We start from the raw sequence: 20,950 nt of genomic DNA, 5'->3' as shown, positions 1-20,950 counted from the left end.
TTCCATCCGACCTTTCACTTTTGACAATGGGCACAATAAAAGCACTTACGACTTGATATCTCAATTTGAATAATAGGAAGTCCACAACGCAAACAAGGCTCATCTTTGCGATCATAAACGCGGCATCTCGGATTATATTGCCCAGTTAACTGATCTCCTGTGAATATAGGTTCCTCCATGTAGCCTCCTACTTGGATCGCCTCACGGAGCAGTGCCTGCATTGACTGAAAGAGCTGGATTTTCTCTGTTTCGGAAAGTGAAGTCATCGACCTCATAGGAAGGATACCGGCTTCAAAACAGATTTCGTCGGAGTAACAATTCCCTATACCAGAAAGAAAACTTTGATCAACAAGGGAGACTTTGAGATTCCTCTTTTTCTTGCGGAGCACATTTTGAAACTGGAGCAGGTTCAATCCAAGTGGCTCTGGGCCCAGCTTACGGAGAAGAAGATCAACCTCGTGTAGCGAATGTATGTGTAAATATCCTAAACGTAATCCAATGAAATATAGCTTCTTATCGCCAAAATGAATTTCAAATTGGACCGTTCGATCCGGTCTCTCTTCTTCTGTTCCATAAAACATCCAACCACCAAGCATCAGGTGAAGGACGAGTACTTCACCTGTAGCCAAATGGAAAAGTAAATGTTTCGCTCTTCGCTCCAACCGCACAAACCGATTACCTGTAAGCTTGTTTGCGAAAGCATCTGGCGCAATATTCAATGATTTCGGACGTGTAACGTCTGTTCCCGTAATCGGTACGCCTTGTATCAATCTCGACAACTGCTGACGATAGGTTTCCATTTCGGGAAGCTCAGGCACATCAACCGCTCCTTGCCATTTTTTTACCTTGTATAACCAAATGGCGGTTCGTGTAAACACAATGCCCCTACGAAATAAGTGATATGCGAAAAAATGAACGATTAAATTAAGCCTTCACTGACGTAAACGGGCTTGACTGTTTTTTTGTTACGTTTGGATCGAGCTGCTGTAGAAGAACCAGAGAAAGAGATGGCATCAGAAGTAGACGAAGGTATAGATTGAGAAGTGCTAGAAGAAGCTTGAGAAGTTGGATGAGCTTCGTAAGATGACCTAGCGTGAGATAATGAGCGAGATGCGGGTCTCTTAGCATGTGATTCACTCCCACTTAACTTTTGCTTCCGTATTTTCTCTTTCAACCGAGCCATCCGCTTCTCCCAAGCTTCCTCCAACTCATTAATTTTCCGGTCACCCCGATGCAGTGCACGTCGTCGCCATAGCCTAGCCCACGCTTCTTCCGCGTAAAATACAGCCTGATCTAAATCCTTCTCCTTGTGCTCGTAGTACATCGCAAGTTCCAAATACGGTTCCAGTTGAAGGGAAATACTTGAAGGTTTAAGTAAAATCGCTTGTTTCCAGAGCAGCGTAGCACGATCGTAACGATTATATTTCTTGTAATAGCCAGCTAATTGAAGTAAGGCAGTTTCTCGCTGAGCTGGCAGCAAGGTCACTACTTTTGACATTAATTTTCCATATAAAACATTGAAATAACGCTCCGCCTTAGCTGCACGTGCCATTTTCTCGAGCCAAAGACCCGTGCGGAAGAGTTCTTCCGGGTCGAGGTTGAGGTCTGGCGTGATGACATCGCTGTCAGACTTGAAATTAGAGATGTGATAGGGATTGAGGTCATGAACAGAATCATGGTCAAAATCTGAATCAAGATATGATACATGACAAAAATCAGAATCAAACTCAGAATCAATATCAGAATCAATATCACATACATGGCCACAATCAAGGCTAGTCTCTAGATCAGGTTCAAGTTCTCGCTCTAGAAACGTTTCCATCTCTGGCTGCAATAACTTACCAAAGTGTATCGTTAACGCCGCCAACGTTACGATATCGTGCTCATTATGAATAAATACACCTGCAAGAACCGCAGGATCTTTCTCCGCTAAATATTGAAAGTATAAGGCGGGCGCCATAGACCCTGGTACATCGTCTACGCGCTCAAAGCCCAGTCGGCTCTCTTCTACCTTGCTCAATCGGCAAGAAGGCAGTGTATTTCGCCACAGACTCCTAGACGGATATAGTAGATCAAGTTGAAGCAATTCGGAGTCATCTAGCTTAAGCCGATTCAGGACGAAACGATTCTTCAAAATCGGCCAGTCGAACGTTCGGCCATTATACGAGACGATATGTGTATATCGTCCAAGTAGCTCTTGCAGGTACACCAGCATCGCATGCTCCTCTGCTGGGTTGCGAATCATGAGCTGTTCAACGGTGAACAGCTCGCCGGTGTAATAGCCGATGCCGACCATGAACGGAACATTGCCTGCGCCGACGCCGAGTCCGGTTGTCTCGGTATCGAAGAAGAGCAGCTCTTCGTGCCGGACGACGGCGTCCTGCTCGTGAAAGCTGGACAGCTGCGGCGCAACATCGGCTAGCTCACGCAGCCGATACTTGCCGTGCGCGCTGTCCGCGCCGTACACACGGCGCCGCATAACGAACGAGCCCGCCGGGCTCGTCGTAATATGGGCGCCGAGCTGCGCCCACTCGCCCCCTGCCTCCGGCGGGGGCGGCGGTGTACCCCCAGCCGCCGCAGGTCCCCGCAGGCGGCCGAGCCTTTCACGGAGCCCGCTCATCGGGCACCGCCTTCCAGCTCTGCGAGCAGCTCTAGCGCGAGCTTCTTGCCCAGCAGGCCGACCTCTTCGATCGGCCCCACACAGGCCGGGCAGCCGCTGATGCAGCCGCAGCTCTTAATCAGGCTGCGCGCCTGATCCATCAGCTGTCCGTGAACCTCGTACAGCCGATCACTAAGACCTACGCCGCCAGGATAGCGGTCGTAGAAAAACACCGTCGGCAGCTTGCTATGCACTGCCTTCACCTGCGGCACGACCCGAATATCCATCGGGTCGCACATCAAATACAGCGGCGCCAAATGCGCCAGCACGTTCGCAATGCCAAGCAGCGCATGCTGCATGTCATTCGCTGAACGCCCTGCCGACATCGCCTCGTCGAACGTAAACCAATAAGAGCTCGTGTGCAGCTCTTCCTCAGGCAAACGAATCGGCCCTGAACCGATATTCTCATGCGTACGCAAACGAATTTTCTTAAATATCGTCGGCTGCGCATTCACCGTGACCTCTCCTAGTTGACGTAACAAACCGCCAACGCGCCCTTCTCGATTCACATACAGGACCTTCAGCTGTACAGCCATACTTGCATCCGTAAAGTAATCCACATTTACTTGTCGCACGAACGCTTTCTTCTCTTCGTAATCCAACTTTTCCACTTGGAATTGAATACCTTCATGTATATAAATAGCTTCTTCGTGTATCAATGTCGGAGCACTAAAACGATCGCACTCCCCGATCACTCGATGCCCATTGGTCATATCGATAATGACAAAATTCTCCTGAGCCGCAGATCGTAACGAGATATTATGAGCTGGAAAGGATTGCTCCATCCAATACCAACGATCATTGACTTGGTGCAGCACTTGCTCCTCTGTTAAATACTCCAGAACATCGGTGAGCGATTCCTCACCGAACTTCTCATTCGCTTCGAAGGGAAGCTCATACGCCGCGCACTTCACATGATCAACGAGAATAATCAGGTTGTCAGGGTGAATCCGAGCCTGCTCTGGCGGACGCTCGAAGAAATACCGCGGATTCTGGATCAAATATTGATCCAGTGGATTGCTGCTCGCGACGAGAATCGTCAGCGATGTCTCCTGCCGCCGTCCGGCACGTCCGGACTGCTGCCAAGTGCTGGCTATCGTGCCCGGATAGCCATTAAGCACGCACGCTTGCAGCTGGCCGATGTCGATGCCCAGCTCTAGCGCGTTCGTGCTCACTACGCCGCGGATTTCCCCGCTGCGTAAGCCTCTCTCGATCTCCCTGCGCAGCTTCGGGAGATACCCGCCGCGATAGCCGCGGATCGACTTGCTGCCCAGCTCGTGGCTCACGAGCTCCTGCAGGTAGGTCAGCAAGATCTCCACACGCACGCGGCTCCGTGCAAATACAATCGTCTGGATCCCGCTCCGCAGCAGCGTTCCTGCTAGCTTACGCGTCTCCAAGACGGAGCTTTTACGAATCCCCAGTTGTTGATTAACCACAGGTGGGTTATAGAACACGAAGTGCTTCTCACCCGCAGGCGCACCATTATTATCAATCAGCTTTACGGTTTCACCAATCAAGCGTTCCGCATGCTCTTTCGGATTATCAATCGTCGCCGATGCACAAATAAACTGTGGATTCGAACCGTAGAAGCGACAAATGCGCTTTAATCTCCGAATCACATTCGCCACATGACTGCCAAAAACGCCGCGATAGGAATGCACTTCATCTATGACAATGTAGTTCAAATTCTCAAACAACTTCACCCATTTGGTGTGATGAGGCAGAATCGCGGAATGAAGCATATCCGGATTTGTAACCACGATATGCCCTGCATTTCGAATCGCCTGGCGAACGGTAGGCGGCGTATCTCCGTCATAGGTATGTGTCTTAATGTCCACATCCATGAATTCAACCATTTCCTGCAGTTCGGCGACTTGATCCTGAGCCAAGGCTTTCGTAGGAAACAAATACAGTGCCCGCGAAGCATCGTTCTCCAAAATCTTTTGCAACACAGGAAGGTTATAGCATAACGTCTTACCAGAAGCCGTAGGCGTTACTGTAACCACATGATGTCCTGCCGTTACTTGACGAAAAGATTCTGCTTGGTGCGTATATAATTGTCCGATATGTTTATGTTCAAGTGCAGCACGAATACCCTCATGTAGTCCGTCTGGAAAAACTGCCAGCTTCGGATCACGTGGGGGTATCGTGTGCCAATAGGTTACTTGCGCCATAATTTCTGGCGTTTGCCGCAGCCCATCAATCATCTCTATCATGGAAGAAACCTTGCCTGTGAAAGGATTCATAAACTGAATCTCCTTACCCATTATGTTTCTTTCATTTTAACGAATATACGTTCGTGTGTCTACATTAAATCGGCAGAATCATCATAATCGTAACGAATGCCATCATGACCTTCGCTTGCAATGAGCGCCGTTACCGATAAAGCTTGGTTGGCACTTTCTTGCATTTTAAACAGAACTTCTTGATAATCCCTTGTACGATGCTCTTCTCTGTCAACCTTCATGGCGGTTCTTAAAGCTCTTTCGATGATAATGACATCATGACTAGTGAAATTCACGGCTTCTCGCACCTCTTCTTGGTCTATCATTTCATAACTTCTAGCTTTGCCATATTGCGGTAAACCCATACAAGTCAAACTCAAGATTGATAAATTCGTAAACTGTCTCGTAATCAGGTAAAATTAGGATGTGAATACATTAAAGGAGGAATTACTTATGACAACATCCTTACCAGCTGAAATTGAAACGCACCGCCAACCCGAGCACGAAATTAACCCACAGTTCCTAGAGCGTTGGTCCCCTCGTTCCTTTTCCGATCAGGAAGTCGCTGAAGACGTTCTTCTGAGCTTATTTGAAGCAGCTAGATGGGCACCATCCGGCAGCAATAATCAACCTTGGCGTTTCATTGTCGCTCGCACCCCTGAGCAATTGGCTAAATTTCATTCGTTCATCATGCCGCTTAATCGAATATGGTGCGAGAAAGCGCCCGTTCTTACACTTGTCATCTCCAACACCAAAACACCTAAAGGGACAAATAATCCTAGCCACGCTTTTGACACTGGAGCAGCTTGGGGTTACTTAGCTCTAGAAGCCAACAATCAAGGGCTTATTACACACGCAATGGGTGGATTTGAACGTGATCAAGCACGTGAAGCGCTTAACATCCCTGCTGATTATGAACTTCATGCAGTTATTGCGATTGGTTACCGTGGACCTGCTGAGGCACTTCCAGAAGCCTTGCAAGAACGCGAAGTTCCATCAGGCAGACGCGAAGTTAACGAGTTTATTTACGCTGGTCAATTCGAATAAAGATCACTTTTCTAGGCAAAAAAGAACACGTCAGCACTTGAAATCAAGTGTTTTGAGGTGTTCTTTCTCTTTTTCTCCTTTTAATAAGGAGTCTCCACTTTATCAACTTTGGCTTTATACGAGGGGTCAAAATAAGCAGTAAACGTCAAATTCACGGTTATTTTCCGAGTCGTTTCTTTCGGTAGATTCCCATAATTGACCGCATCCACATTGATCAGCCTAGGTAAATCCTGCAATTGTGTAATCGCAGCCGTCACTTCTTTGAACGTGCCGCTAAGTGTGGTTGTTACCTTCACTTCACGAACATTTGGAAATGTGCTTTTTTTCGTTGTATCAGCAGACTGTGTAGATTTATCACTAACGGAGTAGGCAATCGAGCTAAAGGATACGTTCTGATCTTTTCTAATCTTGTTTAAATCTAGTGTTAATTGCTCCGTATTATCCCACAATGGAAGTGCAGCTTGCACTTCTTTCAACGAAGGACCCGCATTAGTTTTCTGTTTTTCACTCACTTTTTGAGATAGCAGCTGATTTTGTTTACCTAGTAAACTTAGTTCACTCTCTTGCGCTTTCACCTTTGTTGAGGAAGGAATTTGCACCCAATAATAGAAGGCAAAAAGACCTAAAAAAAGAAGTGCTGCGCCAAATAACAACCATGTTTGCTGATTATTTTTGTTGGACATCTGACGTTGCAGCTCCTTTCACATCTCCTGATGCTGATTTAGCCGTTGCATCTTTGGGAGCATCCTTTTTCAACGAAATTGTATAATTCACGGTGTATTGCTTCGTACCTGATACATTTGTATTCCCTTCATCTGGTAGAACGTTTGAGTTGTTACTAACCGGGGTACCTTTACTCGCTGTTCCTCCGTTTGTCGACTCTGTTATGGACTGTAGTAAGGTATTGGCTCCGAATGAAAGCTTCCTTAAATCAAACAAATAACGCGCAGAATCCTCCATGTTGGCGAATAGAACCGTCATTGATATCTGAGCATCAGCTGCATAAGCCATCGTTGTGATATGCGCATCCACAGGCAATGGCTTCATCATCTCATTCACAAGCGCAACGACGTCCTTACGTGCGGCTTTCGTGACAGCAATGAAATTAGCAGGATCCGTGGACGTCTCAGGTTTCACGGTCAATTTAGCTTCAAGTACGTTTTTCTCCGTTTGGTACTGAGTGAGTTTCGCTGTGTTTTGCGCGATTTCATTCCGGTTATCCAAATATGTCTTTCCACTAATACCCATACAAGCAACCCAGGCGACAACAAAAATCAAAAGAACAAACAGTTTAATTTTGGTTTCTGTTTTCCGATGCGGCTGCAAATTGATCTGTGCATTTCGATTCGTAAACATGGCAACACCAACAGCAACACGGAAGGCATTGGCATTAAAATCCTGCGAACGTCCTTTGGTGAACACATCGAAATCCACCATCTCCACATGCAATTCAGTTAGCCCTTGCTGCAATTCGCTATGTAGCTGAAAGCGTGCCTCATCCACTCCCGTTACAATAATGTGGGATATGCGACTTGCACCTTCTTGAATACTATATTGATAGAAACTCAACATTCTTGAGATTTCAGCGATGATTTCACCAATCTGATCAGAAGTCAGTCCCTCATTCACACTTACATCATGTTCAACAAGCGTTATCGTTCGCATGAAGATGGGATTCCCATTTTGCAACATATACACTTCAAGTGAATTTTTATCTAAAGAAATTAACATCGATTCTTGAAAAAACTCTTCCTGCTGCGCAGCTATTGCTCTCGCAAGGGCCGTTGCTGAAATTTCAGCAGCCTTCACATGGATTCCCGCATCTTCAAAAATGCTCACATAACTTTGAATCAACTTCTTAGGCGCCGCGAAAACCAACACCTGCGTACTCTCGTCGTCATGTCCAACTTTGATAAAATCATAAACTGGATCCTCGAAAGGCAAACGCAGCGCGGTCTCTACTTCCAACTCCACAAGCTGCGCAAGCTCGGAAGCCTTAATGCTGGGGATACGCATTTTGCGGATAATAATTTGAGAAGTCGGGATCGCGATTGTTGCCGTTGCACCTCGAAGCTTCTCAGTTTTGACCCATTGCTTAACCTGCAGACTTAATGACTCCGCGTTCATGATTTGATCTTCAATAATTATTCTTGGCGGGATGGGCAAAAAACCGTTTGAACCGATCTCCCATGTCTTTTTCTTCTTCACAGTTACATATCGGATACCCGTTTGATCGATCGTTATCCCGATTCTTTTGCTACCTAGACCGAACATTCCCATCACATCCTGCTATCCGATTAATTTGAGGTAAGCCTCTATAAGATCCGATCCATATCCATAAGAAATAAGGATGCCCACAGCCAAATAGGGGCCGAATGGAACCGGCTGTTTTCTCTTAATGATGTTTAACAGCAGCAGCAGTCCACCAACCAGACTACCGATCAGACATGCTAAAACGAAAGCCACAAGGATAGGTGTCAGGCCTACGACAAAGCCGCAAACTAACAGGAGCTTGGCATCTCCCATTCCCATACCACCGCGCGTTAGTAATGAAATCATCACGACAATCCCGCATCCAATCACAGCGCCAAGCACATAACTCCACCAGGCCTGACCACCGGGAAACACGAGCCGTAATACGACAAAAACGGGAAAGAAAAACATCAAAACTTGATTCGGAATACGCATCACCGTCAAATCCGAAATCGTAATAATAACTAATAAACTAACCAAGACGAGTCCCACAAGTGCCTCTCCTGTGATCCCCTCGTGCACATACACCCAGAGAAATAACAACCCCGTTACCAGTTCTCCAATTGGATATAAAATGGAAACCTTTGACTTGCAATAACGGCAAGATCCTCTGCTTAAAAGATAGCTGAACACAGGGATCAGATCCCTTATTTTCAACTGAGTCTGGCATGACGGGCATGCCGAAGGCGGGCGAACGATGGACTGCTTCGCAGGCACTCGCAGTGCAACTACGTTGAAGAACGAACCTAGAACAAGACCAAGGATGAAGATATATAATGAGATTAGAATCGTCATGTGGTGGGGTCGCTTTCGTTTGATTTTAAAAAAGGAATCGGAATGAACCGATTCCTTTTTTAAGAAAATGTTAGTTTTCTGTTGGATACGCCGCTGCAGTTCCAGTAACATCAACAATTGTACCTTTAGATGCAATTACACCTGCAGCATCCATTTTAAATGATTTAGTTGAAGTTGAAATGACAACGTCAACTAATTGACCATCAGTGTCATAATCTAATTTCCCTGCGGTTATCACATCTTTAGTACTTGGCAAAACAATATTTGAATCCAAATAATGACTCGCAACTAATTTCGATTTAATATTTACTTTAAGCGGAACTGAGCCTTCCACTTCTGAAGTTATGTATAATCTTGAGGCTTCATACACTTGATGGAAAAGTGCCACATCAGCATCTTTTTTCGACTTATCAATTACCCCCAAAATATAAGGAACCGCAATCGCCGCAATTACCGCCAAAATAACAATAACCGCCAATAACTCAATCAATGTAAAACCTTTCTCTTCCTTCTTCAAACGGTTCATCATTTTAATTAACATACGTTCTACCTCCATGTAGTTTATTTAACTCAAATTGGAATACATACTGAACATCGGCAGCATAATCGCCGCAACAATCCCACCAACTACTCCTGATAAAACAACGAGCAGTAACGGCTCCAGCAGCGATTTCAAGCGATCCACCGTGTTCTCGACGTCCATTTCGTAGAAATCGGCGATTTTCTCTAGCATTTGATCCAAGGAGCCTGTTTCTTCGCCAATCGCAATCATCTGTGTAACCAACGGTGGAAACACCCAAGCTTGCTTTAATGGCTCGGACAACGGATTGCCTTGCCGAAGAGATTCAGCCGATTTTCGAATAAATCCACCAATCACCTTATTCCCGACCACTTCTTCCACGATGGCCAGTGACTGTAGAACAGGCACAGCACTCGCGTAAAGCGATGAAAGTGTTCGCGTCATCAGGGCTACGGACCCTTTTTGCTTCAGCTTACCGAAAACCGGTATTTTCAGCTTTAGATAATCTAGCGCATATGCGCCTTTTTCATTTCGCTTTGCAACCTGATACACGACAACAATTGCTGCGATCGCAAGTAACCACGAGACCCATTGATGCTGAATACTATTACTTAGCCCTAAGACAATCCGCGTGATCAAAGGTAGCTCCGCATGCAAGGATTCGAATGTACTCACGAACTGCGGTACAACCGACTTTAAGAGATAAATAACGGCTACAATCGAAAGTCCCCCAACAGTCGCCGGATAGGTCATGGCCGACTTGATCTTCTCGCGTGTCACATGCTCTTTTTCGAAAAAACGCGCTAAGCGATCCAGCGTCCCTTCCAAGTCCCCTGTCTCTTCCCCCGCTCGCACCATGTTAATAAACATCGGAGGGAAGATCCGTTTATGCTCCGAGATCGACTGTGAGAATGAAATCCCCTTCGAAATACTTGACGCAACTTCTGTCAAAGATTTTTTCAATGCTTTACTTTCCGTTTGAGCCGCCAAGATACTAGTTGCCTCTACAATGTTCACACCCGCTCTGATCAACGTAGCAAATTGGCGGCAATAGACGATAAAATGAATCGTTTTGACTGGATTCCCGATGTAAATCTCCGTTTTTAACGCCTTGAATTGCTCTTCCTTCACAGAAAGGACGATATACCCTTTTTTGCGAAGCTCATCAACGGCAGTCGGCTTATCTGAAGCGGATATTTTACCCTTCAACTGCTTACCACTACTGCCCCTGACCTCATACATAAATTCAGACATTACAAGACACCACCTTCAGCAAGATAAGCTCTCGCTGCGATCGGATCTATAAGCCCCTGCTGCATCTGCTCTTTGATGGACATGTCCAATGTGTGCATGCCCTGACTCCGGCCTGTTTGCATGACGCTCTTGATTTGATGGATTTTCTCCGATCGGATCAAGTTGCCAACCGCTGGCGTATTAATCATAATTTCCGTTGCACATGAGCGGCCTTGCCCATCTGGCTTAGGAAATAATCGTTGGGAAATAACTGCAACAAGAACTGCCGCTAATTGCACCCGAATTTGACCTTGCTGATGTGCTGGAAACGCGTCAATAATCCGATCAATCGTCTGTGGAGCATCTGTCGTATGTAGCGTCGCAAATACTAAATGGCCAGTTTCTGCGGCCGTCACTGCGGCTGAAATCGTTTCGAGATCCCGCATTTCACCTACCAGAATGACATCTGGATCTTGACGAAGTGCTGCGCGCAAACCATTCGAGAACGACTTCGTGTCACTACCCACTTCCCTTTGATCAATGATGGAAGAGGCATGCGTATGTAGAAACTCAATGGGATCTTCTAGTGTGACAATATGTTTCTTTTCTTTGCGATTAATGTAATTAATCATGGCTGCTAACGTGGACGATTTACCACTTCCTGTCGGTCCTGTCACTAAGACTAAACCTTGCGGCTTCAATGCTAAGGTAGAAATGATCGGCGGCAGTTGTAATTGTTCTAGAGATGGAATCGCTGTAGGAATCGTACGAATCGCAACACTCACACGCCCTCTTTGTCGATAGGCATTAATCCGATACCTCGAGCAACCTTCCAATTCATAGGAAAAGTCTATCTCACCCGCTTCTTGAAATCGTTCAACTTGCGCTGAGCTTAGTAAAGCTTCCGCCATACCACGTGTATCCTCTGTAGTTAAAGCCTCATCACCAACCAGTTGTAAAGTCCCATGTACTCGTAAAACAGGCGGGGAACCCACAGACAGATGTAAATCTGATGCCTTCGACTCATGTGCTTGCCTCAATAGGTCTACAATGCGATCTAACGATTGCGACATGTTTGCCACCTCCCTTCTCATTAGTAAGCGACGGTTTCACGAATCACTTCTTGCAACGTCGTAAAGCCTTGTTTGACCTTGTCAATGCCATCATCCATTAATTGGATCAATCCATGTTCTAATGCTACTGCTCTCATCTCCTGGACAGTCGCTTTATCGCTTATCAATTGACGGAGACCCTCGTTGATTCCCAGGATTTCATGGATAGCAAAACGTCCTCGATACCCGGTACGATTACAGTTCCCGCAGCCTGCACCCTTGTGCAGTTTTTCTGCATGGATCCCTTTATTTTTCATAAAAATAACTTCTTGATCTGATGGTGTATACGCTACTTTGCACTCTGGACAAATCCTGCGAACAAGCCGCTGCGCAACGACGCCGATCAGTGAGGAAGCAATCAGATAAGGCTCAATACCCATGTCTCGGAACCGCGTAATCGTACTAACGGAGTCATTCGTATGTAGGGTTGAAAGAACCAAATGTCCCGTTAACGAGGCACGAATCGCAATTTCCGCTGTTTCCGCATCTCGAATCTCTCCAACCATGACGATATTCGGATCTTGACGGAGGATGGAGCGTAGCCCAGCTGCGAAGCTAAGTCCAATCGTTGGGTTAACATGCACTTGATTGATCCCCGGCAATTGATACTCCACAGGGTCTTCAACGGTAATGATATTGGCATTTTCACGATTCAAGTGGCTGAGTGCAGAATAAAGCGTGGTTGTTTTACCACTACCTGTCGGTCCAGTGATTAGCAAAATGCCATAAGGTTGTTCAATCATTTCACGGAAAATACCCATGTTATGTTCACCGAAGCCTAATTGATCAATTGGCTTAACACCTGTTGACAGATCAAGCAATCGAAGTACAATTTTCTCTCCGTGGATGGTTGGTAAGGATGAAACCCGAATATCAATATGTTTAAAGTCCACCTGCATTTTGATACGACCATCCTGCGGTAACCTTCGTTCAGCAATGTTCAGCTTGGCCATAATTTTCAGCCTTGCTGTGATAAAGCCTTGCATTTGCTTCGGAATAAGCCTTTCCGTTCTTAGATGTCCATCAATTCGGTACCGAATGACCAGATTGGTTTCACCTGGATCCACATGAATATCAGAAACCTTCAATTGGACGGCCTGCTGAATCATCTGATTCACGAGTCGCACGATCGGCGAATCTTCATCCGTAATTTCCGTTTCTTTAATATCCTCAGTGGTAGGCATGTCTGTCATCATTTGGCTCATCGAATCCTGAAGCCCATAATGACGCGCTATAGCACGCTGTAACTCATCCCTGCTCGTAATCGCTGGTTCAATTCGGTAACCCGTACTCATACGCATTTCTTCGATAGCAAAATAATCAAGTGGGTCAGCCATCGCAACCATCAGCTTACCGCCTTCTTTATGAAGGGGGATCGCTTGGTAGCGTCTAGCCATGCTCTCTGGAATGATCTTCGTGATTTCAGGATCAATCTGGTATTTGAACAAACTCACATGCGGGATTCCCAGTTGGAATTCGAGGACCTCAATCAACTGCTGCTCTGTAATGTAGCCTTGTGTGATTAGTAAATCGCCAAGCTTTTGTTTCGTTTTCCGCTGCTCTTGAAGCGCCTCTTGGAGTTGAGCCTCCGCAATAATTCCGCTCTCGACTAACAAGTCTCCTAATCTCTTCTTAATCAGCGCCATGCCTATTCCACTCCATCCCTGTTTGACGAGGTATTTGATCTTTCAATCCTAAAACTATATAGGACTATATACCTAAAAATGCGATAATAAATCCCATTATACAACATTAGGATACGTTCTTGTATATATGTTCTCGTAATTTCTGTGAATTCCTTCCCGAAAAATGACAAGTAAATAGGTATTTACGATTATTTTATATTGTTTTTCATAATATTTTTCATAATTATGTACACAAAGTGTATATTTTTTGATTGTAAAAGTAGTAAAATAGTCTCATATAGAACTACTTCACACCATTTAGAAGGAGGGGAACCGATGTTGCCGACTATACATAAAAAAATAAGTCTCATTCTATTCTTTACATTACTCGCTTCCATTTTAAGCCTTATTGCAGGTCCAATGTCTCACACCGCTCACGCTGCTACAGGCGATTCGGTCACCGTTGCTTTACAAGCATCGAATAACAAATACTTGTCTCCAGATTCGAGTGACAGCTCGAAAGTGAAGGCAAGTACAACTAGCCCTTGGTTCAGCGAGTTATTCGATTTGATTGATCAGGGTGATGGGAATGTAGCTTTGAAATCTCGATCCAATGGTAAATACGTTAGCGTAGGCTCTAGTGCGAACTCTTCTTTAAAAGCCGATTCCTCGACAGTAGGGAATACGGAGAAATTCACACAGATTGTGAACACGAATGGCACGATTTCACTGAAATCTGTATCCTTCAATTATCTTTCTGTGCCGAGCAGCAGCAGCGATGGAATTACTCCAAATGTTACATCATCTAACGCATCTCAGTTTAAGCTTACCTACTTTGATCTAACAAAGCCGATCAAGATTCTGGAAATCAAGGATCTAGAAGCAAACGGCAGTGCAACCTCCATCGTTTCCGATCTTGCAACTACATTAGGATCGAACACCAATTTGCAAATCGAAACGATGAGTATCAAAAAGTTTGTCGCACTTCGCGACGAGCTGGATGGGAAATATGATGCCATTTATTTTGGTAAAAGCTTATTCAATCCGACCTCTGAGACAGGGAACAATCACAACACAAGATATGAAGAGAACGATATAACACCTCTCAAAGCAACTGAACTTACAGACAAATATATTACAAAAGGTCTACCCGTAATTGTATATAGTGATTCTTCTACGAATCGCGGAGCGCTTTATCAGGGTTATTTAAATAATGGTACATGGACACGTAAATCCGGTAATCTGTTCGCGTTATTTAACCCTTATAATACGACTACTCCTCAAAGCAATGTTATTTTCGTAAACAATACTGACATTGGCTCTCTAAGCGCCTTTCTAACCAAAACAAATCTGCTCACGAGCGCCAATGTTAGACCGCAGTTAAATGTGACGAACAAACCTTTGGATTACACCTTAAGTGCGAACCGAAGCGCTAGTTATAAAGCTGGCGATACGCTGTCTTACACGTTTAATGTCTCGAATATACGTAATCTAGCTCAACGTAATCTTGTTGCAAATCTCTACCTGGGGACTGACAGTGTTTTGAAATTTGACGCCACGAAATTGGTACAATCTGTTGCAGTGACTAGTCTGACGAACAATACGATCAGTTTTGTCCTACCGAAAGGCTACTCTGGTTTGTACTACTGGCGCCTCGAACTCGTTGATCAAACCAGCACCGGCAAATTGAAGGATGCTACCTTTGGTGTGTTCCATTACCAAGATCAAGCACCACAGATAAATGTCTTGCAGGTTTTGCCCAACTCACAATCATCTAATCTAACAAGTAGTTTGAAATTGGAATCTAATCTTAAGCAAAATTATTTACACTCCGACGATTATCAAATTAATATTACCGTGACTGATTTTAATAAATTCAACTCAACGGATTACAGTACGCTTAATGGTAAATACGACATGGTCATTTTTGGTTTTAATGATTCATACAACCAAACTGGCGATATCTCGGCAACCGCAGCAGCTGCAGTTAAATCCTTTATCGCAACTGGTCAAGGCGTCATGTTCACGCATGATACCGTTTACCAAGGGAATCAGACCTGGATTACTAATTTCCAAGCAGCCACTGGTCAAATTGGACCGATGACGAATATGGGTCTTAACGCTCCCAACACTTCAACATCGACGGTCAAAGTAAACGAAGGGCTTCTCACTGAATTCCCCTTCTTCATTAGTGAAATGACACCGCAAGTTGCAACAACGCATGATCAGTATTTCAGACTTAACCTGAATGATGCAGATGTCATTCCTTGGTACAATATTAATGGAAGTCCACGTGATATCGAAGATAGCTGGAACCATTACTACACATATTCCAAAGGAAACGTAACCTACTCAGGTACTGGACATAATTTCGTGAACACCTCAGTGAACAGTACTTTCCCGGATTGGGAACAAAAGCTATTTGTTAACACCATGTATCGCGCATTTATTGGATCTAATCATAAGCCAACGGTAGATATCCTTTCCCCTGTTGCTTTTGATACGACGTCCAAAAACTATATTTCTGCAAACAGTGATATATCGGTCAGCTTCAAACCTAACGACTTGGATTTAAATGATAAGAAAGTAACTTCATCCATTATTTTCAAATACAAAGACAGCCAAGGAACCAATCAAGCCGTAACAGTACTTAGTAATTTTGAATCCAATAAAGGCGAAACGATTAATAAATCCTTTACTAATCCGCTTTCCGCAAGCGGTGGAGATCTAACGATTTCTGTTTCCACGCGAGATGCTGCTGGTGCTCTTGAAACCAAAGAAGTTATAGTAAAAGTTATTACATCTACCAGCCTGACGCCAGACCGCACAATCTCAACGGATAAAATTGAAGTCAACGATCCGGTTACCGTCAACTATGCAATCAAGCCAACTGCCAAAACGTACAGTGCAGCGACGAATATAAGTGATTTGACGATTAGCGGTATTCATTTCAAGGAAGTCTTTCCAGCTAATCTAGAGCTAGTCTCCTATCCAACTAATTTAAAGCCTTCAGGTACGCTTGCAACAGGTTTTACATTAGAGGGTGATATCACGAGTATCCCTTACCGGAAGGAAGGCAACCAATTTGTAGGAGATCCCACTACGTTTACAATTGTTGTTAAACCGAAAAGCAGCGGGGACTTCTCTTTATCCAATGCGAACCTAACTTATAATGATTTTGCATCTTCCAACAGTCAAAATGTTCTGTTCTCCAACAAAGTATTTACAGCCTTTATTAAGATAACTAGCTTATCGTTAGATGATCTTACGATCGCTAGAGGGGACACGACGAAGTTGATCCCTAAAATTTTACCGATAACTGCCACTTACAAAAAAAATGAAGATTTTACATGGTCTTCAGACGCATCTTCCATCGTTTCGGTTAATGCCAGCGGCGAAATTAATGGACTCGCGGCAGGAACAGCCAAGATCACAGCCACCGCGAAGGATGGCAGCGGACTTGTAGCCACATCTGTTGTCTCAGTCATTCAGCCAGGCTTAAATATTACAGGACCTACTCAGGTCGCCGTGGATGCTTCGATCAATTTAACGGCAGCCCTCGTAACCGTCAATGAGAACGTGACATCTGTCCGATGGAGCTCTTCTGACGCCAGTACAGCAAGTATTGCATCTAGCAGTAACAATGCGTTCATTGGTGTTTTAGACGGTCATCACAAAGGCTCAGTCACGATAACTGCAACCGTGGTAACCGATAAAGGCAGAACCTATACCAAGGATTATACGGTTTCCGTCTTCATCCCAGTCACTTCTGTAGCTATCGGAAATAAAACCATTCGCGTTGGCGAAACGACACCATTAACACCAAGCTATTTACCACTCAATGCCGATTATCCGAGTTTTGCTTGGAGTTCAGACCGAACAGACCTTGTATCCGTTGATGCGAATGGAACGATCACAGGGAAAGCTGTTGGAACAACTCAAGTAACTGTGAGATCAACGGATGGATCTAATCGAGTAGGAAGTGCAACGATTACGGTCATGCAGCCAAGCATGACGGTCAGTGGCCCAAACAGCGTATTCATTGGTGACAAGATCACTTTGGAAGCTTCGCTGACCACGGTTAATGAAGACATTTCTACCATCACTTGGCGACCAGACGCACAGGATAAAGCTAGTTTTGCCACAGATGGTGATAATAAACGAGTGCTAACAGGTGTTCAGACTGGAACTGTCACGGGTATTGTGACGATAACAACGAATAAAGGGAATGTATATACGGGGAATTTCACCGTTGCCGTTAAGCCAGTTCTCATTACATCAGTTACGCTTTCCCCTGCCACAATTCGAATTGGAGAAACGTATGCTTCTAATTCTTCAATTTTACCTGCTAACGCTAGCAATAAAATTTTGAATTGGACTTCATCCAACACAGCTATCGCAACTGTTGATCAGAGCGGGAATGTACGCGGTGTCGCCACCGGTGATGCTACGATCACTGCAACGGCCACGGATGGTACTAACAGCAAAAGCAGTGCAAAATTCACGGTCATGCAGCCAACGATTACCGTAAGCGGACCAACGAGTGTAATCGTAGAAGATCAAATTACATTAGCTGTTTCACTCAATACGGTGAACGAGCAGATTTCATCGATTACATGGCGTCCTGATGCGCAAGATAAAGCGAGTTTCGTTACAAATGGCGATGACAAACGCATTCTCACAGGAGTCAAACCTGGCACTGTAATAGGTACAGTAACGATTGTCACTGATAAAGGGAATACGTATACGGGAAATTTCTCAGTCTTAGTAAAACCTATTCTCATTCAATCGATCACTTTGACTGGCTCCTCTACGATTCGTCTTGGTGAAACTTCAGCGGTTGCGACCAATATAATGCCTTTAAACGCTACTTACCAGAACTTAAGTTGGAGTTCCTCCAACCCTGCTATCGCGACGGTTGATCAGAACGGCAATGTCCATGGGGTGGCCGTTGGTGAAGTTACAATCACGGCAACCTCTACGGACGGATCAAACCGCACGGGTTCCGTCAAAATTACAGTCATGCAGCCAACGATCACAGTAAGCGGACCAACGAGTGTAATCGTGGAAGATCAAATCACTTTGGCTGTTTCACTCAATACGGTGAACGAGCAGATTTCATCTATCACTTGGCGTCCTGATGCGCAGGATAAGGCAAGCTTCGCTTATAATGGTGAAGACAAACGGGTTCTCACTGGGGTAACACCTGGCAACGTGATCGGTACTGTAATGATTACGACTGATAAAGGTAATACGTATACAGGGACCTTCTCTGTTACAGTGAAGCCCATACTTATCAAATCGATTTCATTGTCCGGAACTACAATTCGCGTTAAAGAAACTTACACAATAGTTCCATCTATTTCACCTCTACATGCAACGAATCAGCAATTAAACTGGAGTTCTTCCAACCCTGCTATTGCAACAGTTGATCAGAGGGGCAATGTCTATGGCGTGGCGGCTGGAGAAGTAACCATCACAGCAAAATCCATGGATACTACGGACATTACGGCAACAACATCAATTAAAGTTATGCAACCTGTAGTGACAATTGACAACCATTCCAACCTTCTAAGAGTTGGCAGCGAAATGACATTGATAGGGAAGTTAGATACGGTGAATGAAACAATACTTTCAGAAAGTATTAAGTGGAGTACGGGTGAAAACGATAAAGTAACACTTACTAATATAGTTGAAGGAGATTCCTATCGTGGAATTATTACAGGCAGTTCTCCAGGCATCGTAACCGCCACGATTACACTCAAGACAGATAAAAACAATATCTACACCGCGTCAACTTCATTCACCGTGTACACATTGAGCTTACCGAACAGTGAATTAGATATTAATGAATCAGCAGATTTACAACCGATTATCAATCCTTCCAATTTAGATCTAGGTGGTTTTAACTGGTCATCCAGTGACACTTCAATTGTAACGGTTGATCAAAACGGGCAGATTGAAGCGAAAAAAATAGGTACATCTACAATCACGATTGTTTCAAAAACGTATCCAGCTGTATCGGCAACTGGTGTGATCACGGTCATACAACCAGGCGTGCAGCTAACCACGCTTGATGGCAATCTTGGGGTTTCGGGGTCTTCCTCTCTGTTAGTTGGTGATACGTTAGAAATAAAAGCTGCCTTTGTATCTACGAATCAAACTGTGAAGTCCATAACCTGGTCGATCACTGATCCAAGCAACGCGGTATCTTATTCAACCGATGACTACGCACGTGTTTTCGAAGGCAAACGGGTCGGAGTTGTGACCGGTAAGCTTACTGTTCTAACAAACAAAGATAAATCTTACACATCCACCTTTACAATTAACGTTACAAATCCCGTTCGTAGTGTCGCGATCGACGGAAAATCAGACACCATTAATGTAGGAGATCCTTTAGATTTAACTGCCGTGATTTCGCGTCAAGATGCGGCACATGACGGCTTTAAATGGACAATTCTATCCGAGGATGGCAACGAAACGGACGTAGCTCAGTTGAATCAAAAAACAACAAGTCAGGTTACGTTAACTGGTCAGAATCAAGGGAAAGTGATCGTCACAGTGGTTGTTGGCGGGAAATCGGCTTCGAAAACGATCACCGTCAATCAAATAATTACACATGTGTCCCTACCCGATGGCCCAATTACACTCATTGTAGATTCCACCAACCCAAGCGAGAATTCAGTAAATCTCTGGACACCTATGACGATCGTTCCATCATCCCTCAAAGATGAGATACGAAATCAACTTCAGTGGTCAGCATCAGATCCGTCTATAACCGTTTCAGATGGGTTGGTGACGGCAGTTAGAGTTGGAACTAGCATAGTCACAGTCACAATCACCAATGCAGATGGCTCTACGCTCAACGATTCCGTTCAAATCATTGTTGTTGAAAAGAAAAAATATCAAAACAAATATTAACAAAGAAGAGGGTGTCCCAAAAGCCATGAACATGGCAAGGGACACCCTCTAATTATTTTAATACAACGGCTTAATAAATTTAAAATACTGGCAAGTGCAGGTTAATGCGGGATTCATGTTGAAATTATAATTAACAATCCATCAGGAATCCTAAGGAGGGCAAACATTGAGCAGTTCTAAAATGAAGTATAAACTGCACGATCGCATCTCTCATAATGTTAACAGTGAGTATGACATTGTGTTTGATAGATGCACGCCAATCATTAATGGTGTTACACAAAACGAAGAAGAAATCTTAATGAGATACACCAAAAATGGAAGAACGGTTAATAATGCCCCTGCTTTTAGTGAAATTGATATGGCAAAAACCATTGTGAAATTGTATAACAGCACACTTCTTTCTGCTGAAGCTAAAGACATTTTAAAGAAAGGAATAATTAACCGACTTACTTAAAAACACACATTGCGTTTTCATTAATTTTCTCCTTAATATAGCATTATAAGTAGCAAATATTGGATTTCCATTCACGAGTCTGTTACTATTAGATCAAATTAAAATT

Annotated in this window: 14 protein-coding genes; 3 read left to right on the top strand and 11 right to left on the bottom strand. The window is 44.4% G+C overall.

The window, feature by feature from the left end; all coding sequences use genetic code 11:
* Positions 1–14: 14 nt before the first annotated feature.
* From A8709_RS14720 to A8709_RS14705, 4 genes are all read right to left on the bottom strand, one after another.
* Positions 15–818, bottom strand: coding sequence for an Fpg/Nei family DNA glycosylase (locus A8709_RS14720; RefSeq protein ID WP_065853120.1), 804 nt, complete (start codon positions 816–818; stop codon positions 15–17).
* Positions 819–919: 101 nt separating this feature from the next.
* Positions 920–2,620, bottom strand: a complete 1,701-nt coding sequence (locus A8709_RS14715; protein ID WP_065853119.1) for a ribonuclease H-like domain-containing protein — start codon at positions 2,618–2,620, stop codon at positions 920–922.
* Positions 2,617–4,905 carry a DEAD/DEAH box helicase gene (locus A8709_RS14710; RefSeq protein ID WP_065853118.1) on the bottom strand — a complete coding sequence of 763 codons (2,289 nt, stop codon included), beginning with the start codon at positions 4,903–4,905 and terminating at the stop codon, positions 2,617–2,619. The genes A8709_RS14715 and A8709_RS14710 overlap by 4 nt, the downstream gene beginning before the upstream one ends.
* 59 nt (positions 4,906–4,964) lie before the next feature.
* The gene (locus A8709_RS14705) at positions 4,965–5,249 is read right to left on the bottom strand and encodes a hypothetical protein (protein ID WP_084224943.1); all 285 of its coding nucleotides are present in this window, start codon (positions 5,247–5,249) and stop codon (positions 4,965–4,967) included.
* 88 nt (positions 5,250–5,337) lie between these two features.
* Between A8709_RS14705 and A8709_RS14700 the strand changes: the two genes are divergently transcribed.
* Positions 5,338–5,931: a nitroreductase family protein gene (locus A8709_RS14700; RefSeq protein WP_065853117.1), complete on the top strand. Its 594-nt coding sequence runs from the start codon at positions 5,338–5,340 to the stop codon at positions 5,929–5,931.
* Positions 5,932–6,011: 80 nt separating this feature from the next.
* Here A8709_RS14700 and A8709_RS14695 read toward each other — a convergent pair whose 3' ends face one another.
* The 7 genes from A8709_RS14695 to A8709_RS14665 form a co-directional block, all read right to left on the bottom strand.
* Positions 6,012–6,614: a hypothetical protein gene (locus A8709_RS14695; RefSeq protein WP_065853116.1), complete on the bottom strand. Its 603-nt coding sequence runs from the start codon at positions 6,612–6,614 to the stop codon at positions 6,012–6,014.
* Positions 6,598–8,205 (bottom strand): pilus assembly protein PilM, encoded by a 1,608-nt coding sequence (gene pilM, locus A8709_RS14690; protein ID WP_065853115.1) that lies wholly within the window; start codon positions 8,203–8,205, stop codon positions 6,598–6,600. Before pilM ends, A8709_RS14695 begins: the two co-directional genes overlap by 17 nt.
* A gap of 15 nt (positions 8,206–8,220) precedes the next feature.
* Positions 8,221–8,979, bottom strand: a complete 759-nt coding sequence (locus tag A8709_RS14685; RefSeq protein WP_065853114.1) for a prepilin peptidase — start codon at positions 8,977–8,979, stop codon at positions 8,221–8,223.
* A gap of 70 nt (positions 8,980–9,049) precedes the next feature.
* On the bottom strand, positions 9,050–9,520 hold the full coding sequence (locus A8709_RS14680; RefSeq protein WP_065853113.1) for a type II secretion system protein: 471 nt from the start codon (positions 9,518–9,520) through the stop codon (positions 9,050–9,052).
* A 24-nt stretch (positions 9,521–9,544) separates the two neighbouring features.
* On the bottom strand, positions 9,545–10,753 hold the full coding sequence (locus A8709_RS14675; protein WP_065853112.1) for a type II secretion system F family protein: 1,209 nt from the start codon (positions 10,751–10,753) through the stop codon (positions 9,545–9,547).
* Positions 10,753–11,805, bottom strand: coding sequence for a type IV pilus twitching motility protein PilT (locus A8709_RS14670; protein ID WP_065853111.1), 1,053 nt, complete (start codon positions 11,803–11,805; stop codon positions 10,753–10,755). The genes A8709_RS14675 and A8709_RS14670 overlap by 1 nt, the downstream gene beginning before the upstream one ends.
* 20 nt (positions 11,806–11,825) lie before the next feature.
* Entirely contained in the window at positions 11,826–13,490 is a 1,665-nt protein-coding gene (locus tag A8709_RS14665) for a GspE/PulE family protein (RefSeq protein WP_065853110.1), read from the bottom strand.
* A 315-nt stretch (positions 13,491–13,805) separates the two neighbouring features.
* Here A8709_RS14665 and A8709_RS14660 point away from each other — a divergent pair, with 315 nt between their 5' ends.
* On the top strand, positions 13,806–20,390 hold the full coding sequence (locus A8709_RS14660; RefSeq protein ID WP_065853109.1) for an Ig-like domain-containing protein: 6,585 nt from the start codon (positions 13,806–13,808) through the stop codon (positions 20,388–20,390).
* Positions 20,391–20,556: 166 nt separating this feature from the next.
* Positions 20,557–20,844 carry a hypothetical protein gene (locus A8709_RS14655; RefSeq protein WP_065853108.1) on the top strand — a complete coding sequence of 96 codons (288 nt, stop codon included), beginning with the start codon at positions 20,557–20,559 and terminating at the stop codon, positions 20,842–20,844.
* Positions 20,845–20,950: the final 106 nt, after the last annotated feature.

The sequence above is a fragment of the Paenibacillus pectinilyticus genome (assembly GCF_001700435.1).
Lineage (GTDB): Bacteria > Bacillota > Bacilli > Paenibacillales > NBRC-103111 > Paenibacillus_E > Paenibacillus_E pectinilyticus.
The sequence above is the reverse complement of the archived record's forward strand: the minus strand, read 5'-3'. Positions and strand labels throughout refer to the sequence as shown.